Genomic DNA, 15,645 nt, shown 5'->3' on the forward strand with positions numbered 1-15,645 from the left:
TTTATTTACTTTGGAGGAGTAAATAAAATGAAAAAGTTTGTTAGGGTTGTTTTGTTGGTATACATATATAATAACCACTAAATATGAAAATAGTGTGTCTTTATCTTTTCAATTTAATGAAGTTTTATGATAAATGTAACGAAACAACTACATTAATGTCCTGTTCCAAATAGATTGACAATAATAGTCCCTGCAATAATCAATCCTAAACCAAGAATCGTCATCAGATTAATGGGTTCTTTCCAAACTAAAACTGAAAACAGGGTAATTAAAATAATACCAATCGCACCCCAAACTGCATAGGCTACAGCAATTGGAATGGTTTTAAAAGACAATGATAAAAAATAAAACGAAATCACGTAAGCAATCACTGTGTAAAGCGTGGGCATTAATTTTGTAAAGCCATCTGTGGCTTTCAACAAATTAGTCCCTATGACCTCGCCAATAATTGCTACAAATAAAAACAAATAACCTTTTAGCATAACCAGTCTCCTTCATTAAAAAAGTCAGCTTATTTTATCACAGAAAAATGAAAATAAAAAGCTGGTTAAGCTCTGTCCTTATCGATGCACTTCTCCCAAATAACTACTTTCCCTTTATCTAAGGACTGCTTCACATCTATAATACGTTGATTGCTACTACCTCTAAACTGTAAGGTCAAATCTCTTTTAGCTAGTTCAAAACGTCCATCAACTAACACATCAATTTGCGAGAGCAACTCTAGTTTATCCTCAGTTTCTAGTAATAACTCTTCGAAGGTGTATCCTGACCAAGACCAAATATCTTTACTTTTACCAAACTCATCTCTAAAACGATTAACCAGTTTTAAGCAGACTTGTGTGTTTAAAAATGGCTCTCCTCCTAGAAGTGTCAGTCCTTGTACAGAATCATGACGTAAATCTGCAAAAATTTGATCTTCTAATTCTTGAGTAAAAGGCGTTCCATACTTAAAATTTTGAATGGCTTTGTTAAAACAACCCTCACAAGCAAATAAACATCCACTTACATAAATACTACAACGAACACCTTCACCATCAACAAACATAAAAGGTTTATAATCAGCAATATAGCCTTGACTCCATTTTTCAGCTGTCCATTCTTTTGGTTTTGGATTCTTCATTTTTATCGTCTCCTAAAAAGAGGTTGTAACATAAGTATTTTCTTATGTTACAGCCCCCTGATATTTATCTTTATTTCATGTGTTTTACACGAGAAGAAATTTCTTTATGGCGACCATGTACCATTGGTCGAGCTTGTGGGTTTCCTAAATAACCACATGTTCTTTTAACAACGTCACAGGTTTTAGGATCATTGTTACCACACTGTGGACACTCAAATCCTCGTTCTGTTGGGTTGAAATCACCTTCAAAATCACATTCATAGCAATGATCGATTGGGGTATTGGTTCCTAGGTAACCTACTTTGTCATAAGAATAATCCCAAACAGCCTCAAGAGCTTTTGGATTTTGTTGCAGTACTGGATACTCACAGTAGTGAATAAAACCACCTGAACAGTATTGTGGGTAATCTTTTTCAAAATCAAGTTTTTCAAATGGTGTTGGATTTTTACGGACATCATAATGGAAACTATTTGTGTAGTAGTCTTTGTCTGTAATATCTTCAATTTCACCAAATTTTTCTCGGTCCATACGACAGAAACGGTCTGTTAAACTTTCACTAGGAGTTGAATACACACTGAAGTGATAGCCGTATTCATTGCCCCAATCATCTGCATGTCCCTTTAAGAAGCGTAAAATATCTAGGGTGAATTCTTTGGCTTCGCTATTTGATTCCCACTCACCACCAAAGAAACTTGCAGCAACTTCATAGAGACCAATATAACCAAGTGAAACAGTGGCACGCTTGTTTTTGAATAACTCATTCACTTCATCTGTCTTCTTAAGTTTTTTTCCAAAGGCACCGTGTAAGTATAGAATTGGCGCATTAGCTGGTGTGGCTTCTTTACAACGATTGATTCTAAAGACTAAAGCATCTTTAATCGTTCCTAATCTTTCTTCTAGTAAAGCCCAGAATTTTTCTTGATCCCCATTAGCTTCTAAAGCAATACGTGGTAAGTTTAAAGTCACAACACCTAAGTTCATACGACCAGCATTAACCTCTTCGCCTGCTTCATTTTTCCAACCTTGAAGGAATGAACGACAACCCATTGGTACTTTAAAACTACCTGTTAATTCAACTAATTTTTCATAGTTTAAAATGTCTGGGTACATTCTTTTAGTAGCACACTCTAAAGCAAGTTCTTTAATATCATAGTTAGGGTCTGTCTTTTGACGGTTAACCCCGTCTTTAATCGTAAAGATTAATTTAGGGAAAATAGCTGTTCGGTGTTCTTCTCCAAGACCTTTAATACGATTTAAAAAGATTGCTCGTTGAATTTCACGCTCAAACCAGTTAGTTCCTAAGCCAAAGCCTAATGACGTAAATGGGGTTTGTCCATTAGACGTAAATAGAGTATTAATCTCGTACTCTAAACTTTGCATAGCGTCATAGATGTCTTTTTGTGTTTTAGATTTAGCATACTCATCATGACGAGTTGTATCCTCAATCCAATTTTTAGCATCTTCCAGATGTTTGTCGTAATTCTTTTTAGCAAATGGTGCTAAAAATTCATCAATACGGTCTGCAGAACAACCTCCGTATTGGCTTGAAGCTACGTTAGCAATAATTTGCGAGATTTGTGCTGTTGCTGTTTGAATTGATTTAGGTGATTCCACTTCAGCATTACCAATCTTAAAACCATTGTTTAGCATGCCTTTAAAGTCAATCAAACAACAGTTAGTCATTGGTGAGTATGGGTGGTAATCTAAATCGTGGTAATGAATATCCCCTTTTTGATGGGCGTTTGCCACATGAGGTGGTAATAATTTCAATCCAATAGATTTTCCAACAATCCCTGCTGTCAAATCACGTTGTGTGTTAAATACATCACTGTCTTTATTGGCATTTTCATTGACTAATTGACTGTCCTTATTTAATAATTTACCAATTGTGAAGTTAATATCCGTTGCTTTACTACGCTCAAAATCACGACTAGTTCGGTAGTTAATGTATTCCTTTGCCAAATCATATTCACAGTTGTCTAAGAGGATATGCTCGACAATATTTTGAATTTCATAAATTTTTACGTTGTGTGTAAATCGTTGAGTAATTTCTTCAATGACCAAATCAACAATTTCCTCAATCCTTGCTTCAGAATGAGGCGTAGCATTTCCATTAATTTTCTGCTCTGCTTTTAACAAAGCATTAGTAATCTTCGTTGCATCAAACTCAGTTACCCGTCCGTCCCGTTTAATCACTTGAACATTGTTAAACACAGCACTTTCTTTTGTTAATGATACCTTTTTCTTGTCGATTTCTATCATTTTTCTCTACCCCTTTATATCTATTACTAGTACATGATAGCTCAGTTTTTCACTTTTAGCAACTACATATAGTGTTATATTTTTTATTGTTTGAGTAATTTTCTATATATAGTGATTAACTCACGTTTTCATTTCTTTTTTCATTTTGATAATTTTATTAGTGACATTTGGTTACCGTTTTCACAAAAGAATGCTCACTATTAAGACAAAAAAGAAGCTGCGACAGAAACATTTTCTATCACAGCCTCTTTTGATTTTATTTAACAGATCCTAACATCCCTTGAACAAACTGCTTTTGAAGCATAAAGAAAATGACTGCTATAGGTAGTGTCGCAATGACAATACCTGTCATCATCATGCCGTAATCAGGTGTATAGGAAGAACCCATTGCTGATAATACTAAAGGCACCGTTCTTTTTTCTGGTGATTGTAAAGCAACTAAAGGCCACAAATAATTATTCCAGCTACTCATAAATGTGATGATAGCTGCGGCTGCATAAATGTTTTTAGCCGTTGGCATATAGATTTTGAAAAAGATAGCTAGTTCCCCTAAACCATCAATTCGTGCAGCCTCGACTAAAGATTTTGGAAATGATTTAATGTTTTGTCTAAACAAAAAGATTGTAAAAGCCGTACAGACTGATGGAATAATCACACTAAATAACGTATTGATTCCAAACATAGATGGACTCATTTTTGAGAACATCGTATAAAGTGGAATCATCATAGCAGAGAACGGAACCATCATAGATAGTAGTAACAAGTTAAACAACCATTCTTTTTTAGGTGAACGGTAAATTTCAAAACCATACCCAGCCATTGAAGATAATAGTAAAGAAAAGAATGTGGTAATGATTGCAATCACAGAAGAATTGACAACAGCTCTTTGAAATCCTAGATCATTCGTCATTAGATTAGTCAGATTTGTCATAAACTCTTTTCCAATCATCATCTTACCTGTAATGATATCCACTGTTTCATTCGTCATACTTAAAACCATCCAAAAGAAAGGAAATATAGACACAAATGCTGCCACAATTAAGACAGCATATTTTAGTCCTGTGGTTAATTTTTTCATCTTAGTCTTCACCTGCTACTTTCTTTTGGACAATGGTTAATAGAATGATACACACAACAATGACAAAAGAAACTGCCGCTGCATAACCAAAATTAGGCGTATATTTAAAACTTAGATTATAAATGTACTGAGACAAAGTGGTTGTCGCATTTCCTGGTCCACCACCTGTAATACTTTGAACTTCATCAAATAATTGCAATGTCCCAATAGTTGACGTAATTGTTGTAAACAAAATGACTGGTTTTAAATTAGGAATAGTAATTTTAAACAACTGTTGCGTTTTACTAGCCCCATCAATTTCAGCTGCTTCATACATTTCAGGATCAATGTTTTGCATCCCAGCCACAAAGAAGATCATATTGTAGCCAGTCCAACGCCAAGTAATAGAAATAATGATTAATACTTTCGCCCAAAATGGATCTGTTAGCCACTGCAAAGGCTCACTAACTAAATTCATATTCATCAAAAAGTTATTAACTAATCCTTTACTTGAGAATAGACTTTTCATTACTAAGGAATAAGACACAAGTGACGTGATACAAGGTAAGAATAAGGCTGTTCTAAAAAACCCCTTAAATTTTAATTTTTTATCATTTAATAGATGAGATAGAACTAACGCTAACAAAATCATAATCGGTACTTGAATAAGTAAATAGAAAAATGTATTGGTAAAAGCTTTTCTAAAAATAGTGTCTGATAACATTCTTTGGTAGTTGCCGATACCATTAAATGTCATATTGGTTGGTGGTCCTGATTTAAATGATGTGACTAATGCCATTACCATCGGCACAAATACTAACAAGGTAATGAGTATCACTGGAATCAGAACAAATCCATCACCTTTAGCAAATAAGCTGTATCTCTTTTTCGTGTTCAACTTGAAAGCCTCCTCAACATATAAAAGGGATTGTGACACAAGTAAGCCACAATCTCTTATTCACAACTAAACAGTGTCACAGAAATAGCTTTTATAGAAAATAAGCCGAAAATCACAAAAATTAAACCAGTAACTTTCGTGATTTCCTTCTTATTTTTTGAATCTCAGTATTTCTGTGACAACCTCTTTTTGAAAAAATTACTGTGTAATAACCTCTTCTGCTTGCTTTTGCGCGCTAGCTAACACATCTTCAACGTCTTTGCCGTCAACCACTTGTTGCAAGCTTTCTGTTAATACAGACTCAATCGCGTAAGTGTCTTTACCGTAATTAACTGTAATCACATCTTCAGACCATTTAGAGAAATCTTCAAACACTTTTTGACCACCATAGAAATCAACACCTTCTTGATAAACAGGTGATTTACTTGCTTCTTTTAAAGTACTGACTAAACCTATCTCTTTAGCCAACACATCCATTAGTTCTAAGTTAGACGCAAAGGTTTGTTTTAAGAAATCTTTGGCATTTTTCTCACCTGGAAGTCCTTTAATAACGTACCAACCACTTCCACCAATCGTTGATGCTGGACGAGAGTTTGGATCATCTTTAATAACTGGAATTGGCGCAATCCCCCACTTACCAGACTGATCTTTTGATCCTTGAATCGTACTTGAGTACCAACATCCTGTAATCGCACTAGCTACATTACCTGATTGAACAGCATTAACCCCACCGTCCCAATCAGCAACAGGCTCAGCTAATCCTTCTTTAAGCATTTGCGCACGGATTTTTAGTGAGTAAGCTAACGCTTTATTTCCTTTAATATTAACTTTTTTAGCGTCCTCGTCCATGTACCACTGTCCTGCTGATTGCATAATTGTAGCTGACAAACCTAAGTCATTTGGATTCATTGAAACCATTGGATGTCCCGTCTTTTCCTTCACGACTCTTGCAATTTCAATAAACTCTTCCCAATTAAGTGATTGTAAATCTTCAGGTTTGTAGCCTGCTTCTTCTAAGTAATCTCTTCTAAAATAAAAACCTGTCACAGCGTTATCAAAAGGAACGCCATAAGTTTTACCTTCCATTTGGTTCACACTCATTTTGAATGGGAAAAAATCATCTCCATTAACAACGTCATCTAAAGGTGCAAAGGAATCTGGATAAGATGTTAAGTATCCTTGAATTTGATAATCATCTATTAAGACAATATTAGGTAAGCCATCTGTATTGCCTGAAGCTAAGCTTGTGTTTAACTTTTGGACAATGTCTTCTTGAGACATATTAACAATATCTAACTTAACATCCTTATTGTCATAGAATGCTTTGGCTTCTTCTAAGGCTTTGATGTTAAATGATTCATCCCATGCCCAAACCGTTACTGTATTTTCATCAGATGATGTTTTCTTAGCATCACTTTTTTCTGAGCCACCACCACAAGCTGTTAACATTAGACTTGCAATAAGTGCCATTGACATACCAAAAAACTTTTTCATTTTTTTCCCTCTTTCAATCAATTTGTATCACAACTATACCTTTTAGAGGAAACGCTATCAATAAGTTACAACTTACTAACTAAATTTTTACAAGTTTACCCAAATTTTACAAACGATTTCACGAACTATTTAAGGTATTTTTTACTGTTTATAACATTTAATTTTACATTTATGACTGAAAGGATATACTAGATAGGAGAATATATAAAAGGAAGAACACATTATGATGAATTTAAAAACGATTTTAATTGTTGATGATGAAAAAAGCATTCGAGATGGCTTAAAAGTCCTTGTTCCATGGGAAGAACACGGCTTTCATATTATTGGAGAAGCTACTAATGGAAGAGAAGCTTTAGTCATTATTCATGAACAACAACCCGACATTGTCATAACTGATTTGATTATGCCTGAATATAACGGTCTAGAGCTTTCTGAGACCATTCAACAACAGTACCCAGATACTCAGTTTCTTGTGCTTAGTAGTTATGATGATTTCCCCTATGTAACAGAAGCCTTTAAAAATGGGGCAATTGATTACTTATTAAAACCAACCTTAACAGCAGACAAACTACTGGCTATCCTAAAGCGAATTGCCAAGAAGACCACTAAAAAAGAACTGTTTTTTGCTGAGGAAGATCGTCTGTCCCAACATTTAAATCGGTATTTATCGGGCTATCCTATTGAAGAGGAATACCTACTTACACAGTATTTTGACCAACCAAATTACTATCTAATCTATACCAATTTATTATGGTATCAAAATAAGCAACAAGTAACTGCTTACTTGAAACAAACTCTCTTAAAAAAAGTAGCTCTTAAAGAACTGTTCTATCTCATTGAGACAACTGAATGCGGACTTATCTTTACGTCTCATTTACCCTATGAGTTATTACATATTGAACTAACAGATACTCTCCGCGCTTTAAAAAGGATTGAACCTGATTTATTTTTTGTCTTAAGTCCAGTGACTCATTCTTTAGAATCTATCAAAAATAAGATTCAATTGTTGAAAAATGAAAGCCATGAGCAATACTTCTATTTCAAACGGCACATTGTATTAAAAGAAGAAGACTTCTTAGATTTAAATACTTTTGAAGAATTTGATACAAAAAAATATTTACGTTCTCTCATCAATGAAGATTTTCATCTCAGTATCACTAGAATTGAGGATTACTTTAATTCAACTATTGAGAGAATGCCTAAACCAGATTTACTCAAACAAGAAACCAGCAACATTTTCTACACCTTGTTTTCTCTATTACTAGATTTCTGTGATAAGCCAGCTGATATTCAACTACTCAAGCAGACCTTTCTCTTTAAAATCAATCAAGTCAAATACTTAGAAGATTTTTCTCTATTAGTCCTGACAACTCTAGAGGAGTTAAGAATTTTAATTGAAGACAATCAAATACATCACGCCTCTGAGAATGAAACGATTCAACAAATGACACAGTATATAGAAAGAAATTTCCAAAAAAATATCTCTCTCACCACATTGGCAGATACCTTTCACTTTAATTATAATTATGTGTCAAAATTATTTTCGCAGCATTACAACACAAGTTTCACTGATTACCTTAACTCTATACGGCTCAATAAAGCTAGACATCTCTTACTAACATCAGATTCAAATCTATCAGAGATTGCAGATAAGTGCGGCTACGCTGATTTAAGTTATTTTTCAAAGTTGTTCAAAAAATATTACGGGACTAGTCCTTCCAAGTATCGTAGGGAAAATCAGTTATGAAAAAAATAAGAGCATGGCTTCTTTCAAATGAGCTTTTCGTAAAAATCATACTGGTTGTTATTTCTTCTATCTTAATTGTTAGTTTTATTACCTTTAGTATTGTCCTAAATCAATCTAAAAAAAGTTATATTGCTAACTATAAGCAGTCCAATCAAGTCCTAATGACTAAAATTCAAAAAGACTATGAATCCTTAAACGATAATATGACTCGTATTTTTAATTTGGTTGATACAAGTCCTGTGGTGGAAGAATACCTCACCTCACCTACTAAGAGTAGCGGGACAATTGTTGAACTCTTTTCTCAGTTGGAGGCTACTCGTTCAATCTTTAATAATATGCCGTCTAACTTGATTCTTATTGGAAAAAATAAAGCAACCTTTGTGCAAAATAGTAATATCAAAACCGAGGCAACCAATCATTTTCTAACAAGTGACATTGCCAGAAAAATGGAAGAGAATCAAGCCATTAGTGACTATTTTTTCCTTGATTCAGGTCCAACAACTGATACGGTCAATAAACCTGGCTTACTCTTTGTTAGAAAACTGACTAACAAAGAAACTACGTTTGGTTATGCCCTGATTTTTGTCTCAGAAGAACATTTTTCTTCTATATACAGAGAATTATTAGATGATAACCTTCATAACATTACTATTGTTAATGCGGATAACCAAATTATTTCATCTAATCATGTCAATCAACTAGGGACTTCGTGGCGTCACGACAACTCTCAATCAAGTAATTTTGAAATGACGGAGCTTCCTCTTTATTCTTATCATTTCACCCTTTACAATCAAATTGATTTGCAACACTTAGTAGCCAATATGAACCTGATACAGCCTACCTTAGTGGTGACCTTAATCGTGATACTATCGATTAGTTTTATTGCCTTCTTTATTATAAAGAAAACCACCAAGCCTATTTATCAGTTGATTGACTCACTACCAACAGTTACAAAAGATAATTTCAAAGGACAGATTGAGATTACTGGCTCTCATGAGGTAAGAGAATTAGGTAAATCTTATAACTTAATGCTTCAAGATTTAGATAATTATTTCAATGACTTAATGAAAACCGAAGCAGACAAACGCCTCATTGAAATTAACGGTTTATTATTACAAATTCAACCTCATTTTATTTACAACACACTGACTGCTATTAAATTTTTAATTTGGCAACATGATAACGATAGAGCCATCGAAGCCATTGATGACTTTACTGCTCTTTTACGTCATACCATTAGTGATCAAAAAGAGTTTGTTTCTCTAGAACAAGAATTAGCCAGTATCGAAGCTTATACCTCGATTTTAAAGCTTCGCTATGGTAGTCAAATAAAGACAGTCCATCATTTAGATCCTGACTGTTCAGAAGCATTGGTCCCTAAATTAATCATTCAACCTATGATTGAAAATGCCTACTTACACGCTTTTCCGAATGGCCGTACAGGCGTTATTCAACTGTTCATTCGTAAACATAATGACTATTTATCCATTGAAATTATGGATAATGGCGTTGGGTTTGATCCACAGAAAATGGAGAAAAAGGAAACGTCTGATCATCTTTACTATTCAAGTATCGGGCTTGAGAATATCCAGAAACGTTTAGCTTTAATCTATCAAGATGAAGCCACCTTTCAACTATTTTCTAGTCCAGAAATTGGCACAACGATTTCGCTACTTATTCCTTTTCAGACATAAAAAAATAGAGTTCCCTACTAAAATAAGTAAGGAACTCTATTTTTTATTCACTTAAGCCTTTTAAATAGCTAAAACTAGTCGCAAAATCTCCCAATATATCTTGATGGCCTTTTGTTAGAGAGTAAAAGCCCATATTCATCAGCTCACTACCATAACTAGATACGCCATTATCAAACACATATTTTTGATTTTCTAGCAGTCCTTGTAGTTTTAGTTTTTTCAAGGAAGGTGCTGCACTAGCTAAGCCATTACAATAGAAGATAATAGCCTCTTGTTTATCTTTTGATACAAACATCCAAGCTGTTTGATTTCCTTCAAAAGGAGACAACAAACGATAGAAAGTTCCATATTGGATTAAATCACGATGCTTTTTATAAAAATCGATTTGCTTTCTCATGGCTTCTTTTTCATCTTTATCAATTCTGAGTAAATCTAATTCATAACCTAATAAACCAGACATAGCTACATGACCTCTTGTATCAATGCTAGTCATCCTACCATTTTGATGATTAGGTGAAGCCGATACATGAGACCCCATTGTGGAAATAGGATAAACCAAACTAGTTCCATACTGAATTCTCAAACGTTCAACAGGATCAGTATTATCACTTGTCCATGTTTGTGGCATATAGTAAAGCATGCCTAGGTCAAATCTGCCACCACCACCAGAACAGCTTTCAAATAATATATCAGGGAAACGAGTCGTTAGTCTTTCTAACAACTCGTATAAGCCTAAGACATAACGATGACTAACCTCTTTTTGTTCACTAGTTGAGAGTTGTTTAGAGTAGGTTTCTGAAAAATTACGATTCATGTCCCATTTTACATAAGAAATATCAGCGCTCATTAAGATAGCTTCAATAGAAGTATACAGATAATCTCTAACATCTTGTCTTGTTAAATCAAGTATGTATTGATATCTCGCTGGAGACATTCCTTTTTTCTCGTAATGAAGTACCCAATCGGGATGATTTTTATACAGCTCACTTTTCGGACTGACCATTTCTGGTTCAAACCACAAACCAAATGACATATTTAGATTCTTCGCATAAGTAACTAGCCCTTCCAGACCATTCGGCAGTTTTGTTTCATTTACCCACCAATCACCTAAACCACCTGTGTCATCATTTCTTTTTCCAAACCAACCATCATCTAACACAAACAACTCAACACCTAATTTAGCCCCTTCGTCCATTAATGAATGAATTGTTTCTTCATCAAAAGCCATGTAGGTTGCTTCCCAATTATTCATTAGAACTGGACGATGCTTTTCTTTGTAAGAAGATTTGACAACATGAGTTGTAACAAAGTTATGCATCTCTTGAGAAAAACCATTTAACCCATTAGGTGAAAACGTCATAATCACTTCAGGCGTATAAAACTCATCTTCTGACTCTAACACCCATGAAAAAGTTTCGTGATTTATCCCCATCTGAATTCTAAGTTGATCAAATGAATCTTTTTCGATAATAGTTTCATGATCGCCACTATAAACAAAAGAGAAACCATATACTTCTCCTGACTCTTCTGTCGTTGTTGGTTGAACTATCGCGCAAAAAGGATTTTGATTGTGACTACTTGAGCCTCTTTTACTTCTAAGAACCTTAATACCTCGATTAATCTTTTCTCTAACAACTTGTCTTTCTTGAGCCCATGAACCAGACAAATGGATTAACTCATTAGTTGCTGCTGGAAAATCTAAGCTCATACTAACTAATTTATCTATTTTTACACTAGCTTGTCCTTTATTGTTAATTCGGCATTTTCTAACAATAGTAGGAGAATCCTCAAAAATAGTATAGTAGAGAGTCACATCTACTTGCTCTGCTTCATCTCTTAACGTAATTGCTAAAGTTTCTGACTCCCCTTTTTCAGCATCAAAACTACTTGGTAGTCCTGGACTAGGTATAACCCCTTTAGTGATTGAATGCGACTCGTATTCAAATTTAGTATTGGTATTACCATGAGCATCAAACACAACTTCAATCCCAGAAGAACGATAATCTCCCTGATTACTTCCTGGAAATTCTTGAAGAACAGCATCTAAACTAACCTTAAGCTCGTCTTCAAAAGGTAAATCTGGCGAAAAGGAACTTCTTGTTTTTTCAGGGTAGTCCATGCCTCCTGAATAAGTATGAATTTTTTTACCAAAGTATTTGTGAATCAGTTGTTTGTCTTCTACTGAAAACACATAACTTACCCACTGATTAGATAAATGAAATACATTCTTTTTGTCATTTAGCGTTATTAACGTCATATTAATCCTCCACTCACTTATTTAACTGAACCTAACATTCCTTGAACAAATTGTTTTTGCAGAACAAAGAACACTGCTGCAATTGGTAAAGTGGCAATAACAATTCCTGTCATCATCATGCCATAATCAGGTGTATAAGAAGCTCCCATAGCAGATAATACAAGAGGAATGGTTCTTTTTTCTGGTGATTGTAAAGCAACTAATGGCCATAGGTAGTTGTTCCAACTTCCCATAAATGTAATAATAGCTGCTGCTGCATAAATATTTTTAGCCGTTGGCATATAGATTTTAAAGAAAATCGCCAACTCTCCTAATCCATCAATTCTTGCAGCTTCAACGAGTGATTTAGGAAATGATTTAATATTTTGCTTGAATAAAAAGATATTAAAAGCTGTACAAACAGACGGAATGATGACACTAAACAAGGTATTAATACCAAATGGCGATGGGCTTAATTTAGAGAACATAGTGTACAAAGGGATCATCATTGCAGAAAATGGCACCATCATCGATAGCAATAAGAAGTTAAAGATCCTATCTTTCTTTTTCGAACGATAGATTTCAAAGCCATATCCTGCCATAGAAGAAAGTAATAAAGAAAAGACTGTTATGATGACTGCTATGACAGCTGAGTTAAGTAAAGCTCTTTTAAAATCTAAATTATTAGCAAATAAGTTTTGAAAGTTAGTAATCAACTCACTCCCAATCATTAATTTTCCTGCAGTTATGTCCACTGTTTTATTTGTCATACCTAAAATCATCCAGATAAACGGAAAGACAGATATGAACGAAGCAACTATTAAAATAAAGTATTTAAAAAAAGTGCCTAATTTTTTCATGTTAGTCATCTCCTGCTATTTTTTTCTGAATAATGGTTAGAATGACAATGCATACAACTATGACAAAAGAAACTGCCGCAGCATAGCCAAAGTTTGGTGTGAATTTAAAGCTCAAATTATAGATATATTGAGAAAGAGTTGTCGTCGCGTTAGCTGGACCTCCCTTAGTAATATTTTGAACTTCATCGAATAATTGAAGTGTTCCAATTGTTGAGGTGATTGTTGTAAACAAAATAACAGGTTTTAAATTAGGTATCGTGATTTTGAAGAACTGTTGCGTTTTACTAGCACCATCAATATCAGCGGCTTCATACATTTCAGGATCAATGTTTTGCATACCTGAAATAAAGAAAATCATGTTATACCCTGTCCAACGCCAAGTAATTGAAATAATAATCAGTACTTTTGCCCAAAATGGATCTGTTAACCATTGGATAGGTTCAACAATCATATGGCTATTCATTAGAAGTTTATTCACTAATCCAGTGGCTGAGAACAGACTTTTCATAATTAATGAGTAGGAAACTAGTGAGGTAATACAAGGTAAGAAAAGAGCTGTTCTAAATAATCCTTTGTACTTTAGTTTTTTATCATTAAGAATATGAGAAAAAACTAAGGCTAAAAATAGCATAAGTGGTACTTGAATGATTAGATATAAAAAGGTATTAAAGAATGCTTTTTTAAAAGTCGCGTCACTTAGCATACGTTGATAATTACCAAATCCATTAAAAGTCATATTAGTAGGTGGACCAGATTTAAATGAGGTAACTAGTGCCATGACCATTGGGACAAACACTAGGATAGTTATCATAATGACTGGTAGGGCAATAAAACCATTTCCACTAGCAAATAGACTATATTTTTTTTTATTTTTCATTGTTTCCCCTCCTAAAAAATGAAAGTGGAGAGTTTTTCGCTCTCCACTGGACAATCTTTTTTAATTTGCTAATTGATCTTCAGCTTGTTTTTGAGCACCTTCTAGTACATCTGATATTTTTTTACCATCAACAATTTGTTGTAAGCTTTCTGTTAAGACAGATTCAATGGCATAAGTATCTTTACCGTAGTTTACATTGATAACATCAGCAGACCATTTAGAGAAGTCTTCAAACACTTTTTGTCCACCATAAAACTCAATACCTTCTTGATAGATTGGTGATTTACTTGCTTCTTTTAAGGTACTTACTAAACCAATTTCTTTAGCTAATGTATCCATTAATTCAACATTTGTTGCAAATGTTTGTTTTAAGAAATCTTTGGCATTGTCTTCGCCTTCGACACCTTTAATGACATACCAACCACCACCACCAATACTTGATGTGTGTTTTGAGTTTGTGTCATCTTTAATAACTGGAATTGGTGCGACCCCCCATTTACCTGATTGATCTTTTGCTCCTTGAATCGTACTTGAGAACCAACAACCCATGATTGCACTAGCTACATTTCCTGATTGAACTGCATTAACACCGCCATCCCAGTCAGATACTTGTTCTGCTAAACCTTCTTTAAGAATCGTTGCTTGGACGTTTAAGGCATACTCAAGAGCTTCATTTCCTTTAAGCGTTACTTTTTTACCAGTTTCATCTGTGTACCATTTACCAGTTGATTGCATAATGATTCTTGTTAATCCTAAATCACTCGGATTCATATGCATCAAAGGATGTCCTGTTTTTTCTTTTACTTTTCTACCAATTTCAATTAATTCTTCCCAATTGATATTTTCTAAATCTTCTGATTTATAGCCAGCTTGTTCTAAATAGTCACGGCGGTAATAAACGCCTGCTACACCACTATCAAATGGCACACCATAAATCTTATCATCTACTTTGTTCACAGCAAATTTGTAAGAAGAGAAATTATCTTCTTTAACAATGTCATTTAATTCTGCAAAGGCATCTGGATAAGAAGATAAGTAACCTTGTATACGATAATCTTCAATTAAAACAATATTAGGTAAACCATCTGTGTTTCCTGAAGCTAAACTTGTATTTAACTTTTGAACAATGTCATCTTGTGACATTGTCACAACATCAACTTTCACATCTTCATTTTTATAGAATTTTTTCGCTTCTTCAACGGCTTTAATATTGAATGTCTCATCCCAAGCCCAAACTGTTACAGTATTAGCTTTATCTTTTTTCCCTGTATCTTCTGTTTTGCCTGTTTTATTGCCTCCACAAGCCACAAGCGTTAACGCTGTCAGTGTAATTAAAGCGGCACTTAGAAACTTTTTCATGTTATTTCCCTCTTTCGTTTTATTTATAATCAAACTATAC

The 15,645-nt window shown here is 34.1% G+C and carries 12 protein-coding genes; 2 read left to right on the forward strand and 10 right to left on the reverse strand.

Going from position 1 to position 15,645, the window contains the following annotated elements:
- Positions 1–152: 152 nt before the first annotated feature.
- From DOK76_RS12235 to DOK76_RS12260, 6 genes are all read right to left on the reverse strand, one after another.
- A complete protein-coding gene (locus tag DOK76_RS12235; RefSeq protein ID WP_206968174.1) occupies positions 153–482 on the reverse strand; it encodes a DMT family transporter in 330 nt (109 codons plus the stop codon).
- Positions 483–547: 65 nt separating this feature from the next.
- Complete coding sequence (nrdG, locus tag DOK76_RS12240) at positions 548–1,120, reverse strand: anaerobic ribonucleoside-triphosphate reductase activating protein (protein ID WP_206968176.1); 573 nt, start codon at positions 1,118–1,120, stop codon at positions 548–550.
- A 70-nt stretch (positions 1,121–1,190) separates the two neighbouring features.
- Positions 1,191–3,383: an anaerobic ribonucleoside-triphosphate reductase gene (nrdD, locus tag DOK76_RS12245; protein WP_206968178.1), complete on the reverse strand. Its 2,193-nt coding sequence runs from the start codon at positions 3,381–3,383 to the stop codon at positions 1,191–1,193.
- Positions 3,384–3,639: 256 nt separating this feature from the next.
- Positions 3,640–4,461: a carbohydrate ABC transporter permease gene (locus DOK76_RS12250; protein WP_206968180.1), complete on the reverse strand. Its 822-nt coding sequence runs from the start codon at positions 4,459–4,461 to the stop codon at positions 3,640–3,642.
- A 1-nt stretch (position 4,462) separates the two neighbouring features.
- Positions 4,463–5,338: a carbohydrate ABC transporter permease gene (locus DOK76_RS12255; RefSeq protein ID WP_242542313.1), complete on the reverse strand. Its 876-nt coding sequence runs from the start codon at positions 5,336–5,338 to the stop codon at positions 4,463–4,465.
- 198 nt (positions 5,339–5,536) lie between these two features.
- Positions 5,537–6,832: an ABC transporter substrate-binding protein gene (locus tag DOK76_RS12260; RefSeq protein ID WP_206968182.1), complete on the reverse strand. Its 1,296-nt coding sequence runs from the start codon at positions 6,830–6,832 to the stop codon at positions 5,537–5,539.
- Positions 6,833–7,055: 223 nt separating this feature from the next.
- On the opposite strand from DOK76_RS12260, the gene DOK76_RS12265 reads away from it, so the two are divergent.
- On the forward strand, positions 7,056–8,579 hold the full coding sequence (locus DOK76_RS12265; RefSeq protein WP_206968184.1) for a response regulator: 1,524 nt from the start codon (positions 7,056–7,058) through the stop codon (positions 8,577–8,579).
- Positions 8,576–10,273, forward strand: a complete 1,698-nt coding sequence (locus DOK76_RS12270) for a sensor histidine kinase (protein ID WP_206968187.1) — start codon at positions 8,576–8,578, stop codon at positions 10,271–10,273. Before DOK76_RS12265 ends, DOK76_RS12270 begins: the two co-directional genes overlap by 4 nt.
- 43 nt (positions 10,274–10,316) lie before the next feature.
- Here the strand turns inward: DOK76_RS12270 and DOK76_RS12275 are convergent, their stop codons facing one another.
- The 4 genes from DOK76_RS12275 to DOK76_RS12290 are packed head-to-tail and all read right to left on the reverse strand — an operon-like array spanning position 10,317 to position 15,605.
- On the reverse strand, positions 10,317–12,530 hold the full coding sequence (locus tag DOK76_RS12275) for an alpha-galactosidase (protein ID WP_206968189.1): 2,214 nt from the start codon (positions 12,528–12,530) through the stop codon (positions 10,317–10,319).
- 17 nt (positions 12,531–12,547) lie between these two features.
- Positions 12,548–13,369 (reverse strand): carbohydrate ABC transporter permease, encoded by an 822-nt coding sequence (locus DOK76_RS12280; RefSeq protein ID WP_206968191.1) that lies wholly within the window; start codon positions 13,367–13,369, stop codon positions 12,548–12,550.
- Between the two features lies 1 nt (position 13,370).
- The gene (locus DOK76_RS12285; protein ID WP_206968193.1) at positions 13,371–14,246 is read right to left on the reverse strand and encodes a carbohydrate ABC transporter permease; all 876 of its coding nucleotides are present in this window, start codon (positions 14,244–14,246) and stop codon (positions 13,371–13,373) included.
- A gap of 60 nt (positions 14,247–14,306) precedes the next feature.
- Positions 14,307–15,605: an ABC transporter substrate-binding protein gene (locus DOK76_RS12290; protein ID WP_206968194.1), complete on the reverse strand. Its 1,299-nt coding sequence runs from the start codon at positions 15,603–15,605 to the stop codon at positions 14,307–14,309.
- Positions 15,606–15,645 lie beyond the last annotated feature (40 nt).

The organism is Candidatus Vagococcus giribetii (assembly GCF_017316185.1).
In the GTDB taxonomy this organism is placed as follows: Bacteria; Bacillota; Bacilli; order Lactobacillales; family Vagococcaceae; genus Vagococcus; species Vagococcus giribetii.